This is a genomic window from Ferruginibacter sp. (assembly GCF_031430955.1).
In the GTDB taxonomy this organism is placed as follows: Bacteria; Bacteroidota; Bacteroidia; order Chitinophagales; family Chitinophagaceae; genus Ferruginibacter.
In genome coordinates this window covers 1-4,007 of record NZ_JANPCM010000229.1, presented here as the reverse complement: position 1 = coordinate 4,007, position 4,007 = coordinate 1, and the positions used below count along the sequence as shown (strand labels likewise).

Annotated in this window: 3 protein-coding genes; all 3 read right to left on the bottom strand. The window is 33.0% G+C overall.

Translation table 11 applies throughout. From position 1 onward, the window contains the following. The coding region (locus ACY65O_RS06450; protein ID WP_462220033.1) for an HsdM family class I SAM-dependent methyltransferase at nt 1–2,934 on the bottom strand (2,934 nt) is incomplete at its 3' end. Nucleotides 2,935–3,175: 241 nt separating this feature from the next. After that, complete coding sequence (locus ACY65O_RS06445) at nt 3,176–3,535, bottom strand: hypothetical protein (RefSeq protein ID WP_462220032.1); 360 nt, start codon at nt 3,533–3,535, stop codon at nt 3,176–3,178. 18 nt (nt 3,536–3,553) lie between these two features. Further along, a partial coding sequence (locus tag ACY65O_RS06440; RefSeq protein WP_462220031.1) for a radical SAM family protein occupies nt 3,554–4,007 on the bottom strand: 454 nt, incomplete at its 5' end.

Genomic DNA, 4,007 nt, shown 5'->3' with positions numbered 1-4,007 from the left:
TGATTTTAGTTTTTGGTAGCTATCAATATTAATTTGCTGAATTAGTTTAGAGATATCATTTATTGTGGAAATTTTTGCAGAACCAAACTCCTTATCATTGTCGAAATGAACTGCAACAATATTTATTGGCTGCTTAGAGGTACCAGTATCAAGCACTTCAACCCAAGCGCCTTTTTTACTATTCTTCAAAGATGAGGTAATTGTTTTTGCTAAAATTCTGGCGTACAGTAAAAGTTCCTTATCGAAAATTACAGAACTTTCAGCTTTATTCTCCGTGTATCTGCTACGTAAAGCAACACTAAAATTAAGTGCGTCATTTATTAAAGCAATTTCATTCACTGAAAAATTTAATTCTTTATAAATAATTTGGTCAATGTTTTCCTGAAGTTTTTCAATATTTACTCTTTCAAATGCTTCATTTTTGCTTAATTTAAAACTATATATCTTATCAAATAAAGATGCTAAAATAGCAATAACATTTTCGTTAAAATGGAAAAGAAAGGAAGGGAATTCTAATATCTCGTTTTTTTGAACTCTTTCTCTATCAACACCCAATGAAGAGCTTGTCATTAAGTAATAGTAAGTTGCTAATGTAGAATTAAGACAAACAATCATTGCCTTGTAGAAACCAACTCCAACGTCTTTGAATCTTACTCCCAAGGCAGAACTTTGAAAAACGCATTTAAAATCAATTAGCGAAGTACAGATTTTTTCTGAAGCCCCTTCTTTAAAAAGTAAAAGCGGTGAGTCATATAGTTGTTTACGCAAATCTGTCCTATACAACTTATGAGCATGACCTAATTTAGATAATTTTTTAGAGCTCGTATAATAAGGCTGGATTGAATTTGTATCAAGGAAAAGGTGATTGGATAGATGAAGATTTCCTTTTTTTTTAGCCGATTTATCTTTTATTAATCCCATGCCGTGATTTTCTTCAGATACTTTTTTTATAATCCCACCGTACGTATTTAGTTTCTCAATCAATTTCAAATCCCTTAAATTACCCCACATTGCAATTTTAAAAGCCTTTGATTTATCTTTAAGTATTTCAACTAAAGGGATAAATTTTACTTCAGAAGCATCAATAACTATACTTCGCCTATTTTTAATAATTAATTCACTCTTGGGTACACAATAAATTACATAGCTTTTGGGAGTGTTTGTATTTTTTCTTTTACTATAGATCAGTACAGCCGCTGCAGCTCTAGCGTTTTCAAAAATAACATTGCGAACAACAGAAAAATTAATTACTGACTCTACATTATTTCGAGTGAATAAATCATATTTAAATTGCTCACTTAATAATGATGTGTTGAAAAAAACTTTTGATTTTGTAATTAAAGCAATTATTGCATTAGGCGTTACTTTAGGAATATAATCTAAATAAGCACAAACTATATCCTTGGGCAAATTATTATTATTTATATAATCCTCTACATCTTTCTTTAACCCCCCTCGTAACCAAGGCGGATTTCCAACGACCAAATCAAATTCATTTTCAAAAACCGTTAATTCTTTTGAAAATGTACTAAACTGGAAAAGGCTATTTCCTTGCTTTTTGTTTCCTTTAGTTTGTTTATCCTTCCAGCGAATTAAGGGTTCAAAACGGGCATCTTTATCTAATACTTTAGTTGGTCTTATATAATCCAGATAAGTAAGATAAAGGCTGAATGCTGCCACCTTTATAGCTTCCGCATCATATTCTATACCATAAATGTTATTTAACAGAAGTTCCTCTAAAACTTCCTCTGTTATTTCTGGTTTTTTATTCGAATATTTCCAACGGGCAATAAGTCTCTTATAGCTTTCCACCAAAAAGATTCCGCTACCACATGCCGGGTCCAGTATTTTCAAATCATAACGCTTATTATTTTCATCAGGGTATGGTAACACTTCATTTAAAACAAATTCTACAAGCATTGGTGGCGTATAAAAAGCGCCGTCATTTTTTTTCTTTTGCTCTTTTTTAAATCCAATATGCTCCTCATCCTCTACACTCATAAACTCTTCGTAAATAGAACTTATTAATTCAATAGGTATATACTGAAATTGAAACAGCCGCCAATTAAATGAAAGCTGATTAGATATCAAATCACTTCCAATAAAACAATCTTTTATTAAAAGAAGTGCTTGTGGGTTATTTTCAATTAATATTCTTTCCTCCTCAGTAACAGGAAAAAGGTCACCATTAAATTTTCTTTTAAGATAATCAAAAAGCTCAATTGTTGCTTTCGGGTAATCCAGTAATTCAAAAAAATCTGAAACACTTTTCTTTTGAGGATAGTTCTCCGGTTTTAAAATACCCCTATCCTGTAAGTATAAAGTAAATAAACTTCTACCTAATAAATCATGTACTACATTAAAAGGCATTTTATATTGACTGTGCAATTTTTCTCTTGCAATTGCTAAATTTTCAACCAGCTTTCTGTCAACCCTATTTTTCGTTTTAATATTTTTCCCCAAGGGCTCATCCCATATTAATCCACTATCAATTTTTGATTGATGCAACAGCACGGCTAACTCCTCTATATCTTGTTTAGTGTTTCTATAAATTTTTCCAATTCGGCATTTATCTAATTCAACTTCTGTATCTGCTGGAAAGTCGAAACAATCGTATAACCGAATTTCAGTGGGAGTAATAATACCTAGCAGAGGGGTTCTTCCTTCATTCCATATTTTACGATGTAATTCTCTTACTTGAGTTGGATTAAATTCCTTTAGCTGTTTAATATAAATGAAGGGATTTTCACCCGAAAAATTGATAGAGTCAATTGGTAGTAGTTTCGCATTTATTACAGATGTAGCTATTTGCTTTTTAAAAGAAGAAATCGAAATTTTAGAAGAAGGTTTTAACGTCTCTTTTGTAACCAAACTAAGCCCCCAATCAGCCTTGTCAGAAATTTTCTCTAGTAATTCTTTAGTTTGATTATTCACATTAGTTCTTTTAGGCAATCAAAATTTGATATTAGTTGCTTAACAGCAAAATAACTATAAATTAAATGAATTTAAGCAATTCGATTCTTTAATTTTCTCAAAACAACTTCCCATGCCCACCCGCCACTCTAAACTTACCCGTATCTAAACTCCTTTCTTCGGCATTCATCTTATAAAACTTGCCGTATTTTTTTACAAGTCTGTGCAACCATATCTGCAAGGCTTACAAAACTTGTAGTTTCTAATACGGCATTGTCAACGCATCAACAATCACCACATTTTTAAAACTTTTTGCCAAAAAAGACATATCTGTTTCTGTCCATGCTGGATTAGTGGCCCAGGTAATACTTTTTCTTGCAAAATCTTTTTCCCAATGCTGGCTAATAATAATTGTTTGCACAGTTAAGTTACCCATTAAAAAATCTTTAAGCTCAATGGAGAAGTACGGAATGGTGGCGATAAAATCGATGAGCTCCTCTTCAGTAACTTCAATAATTTCTTTTGCAAAATAATTTTCGGCTATTTTTCTGCGGTAATGAATAGTGATCTTGATACAGTCATTGATCACATGTAATAAATATTCTCTTGTAATGCCTTTCATATGTATATTTTAAAAAAATTAAAACAACTTACCCTGCCCACCCGGCACTCTAAACTTACTGGTATCCAAATGCCATTCTTCGGCATTCATGTTATACAGCTTGCCGTATTTTTTGTAGGTCTGCGCTACCATGTCGGCAATGCTGCCCTCGCCACGCATGCGTACGCCCCAGCGGGTGTCGTTTACTTTACCATCGTGGCTTTGTTCTATTAAATGCCACACTTTATCGGCGTGGTTAGGAAAATTTTTATACAACCAATCGTGAAATAAAAATTTAATAGCGCCATTTAATCGGATGAAAGTGTACGCCGTAAAGGTTGCGCCATTGTCTGCGGCCGCTTTCATAATGCGTTGCATTTCGTGGTCGTTCAATCCGGGTATCATTGGGCCCATCATAATACCCATGCGTACACCGGCACTGCTGAGTTCGTTGATGACTTTTAATTTTTGTTTGGCTGTTGTAGTTCGTGGT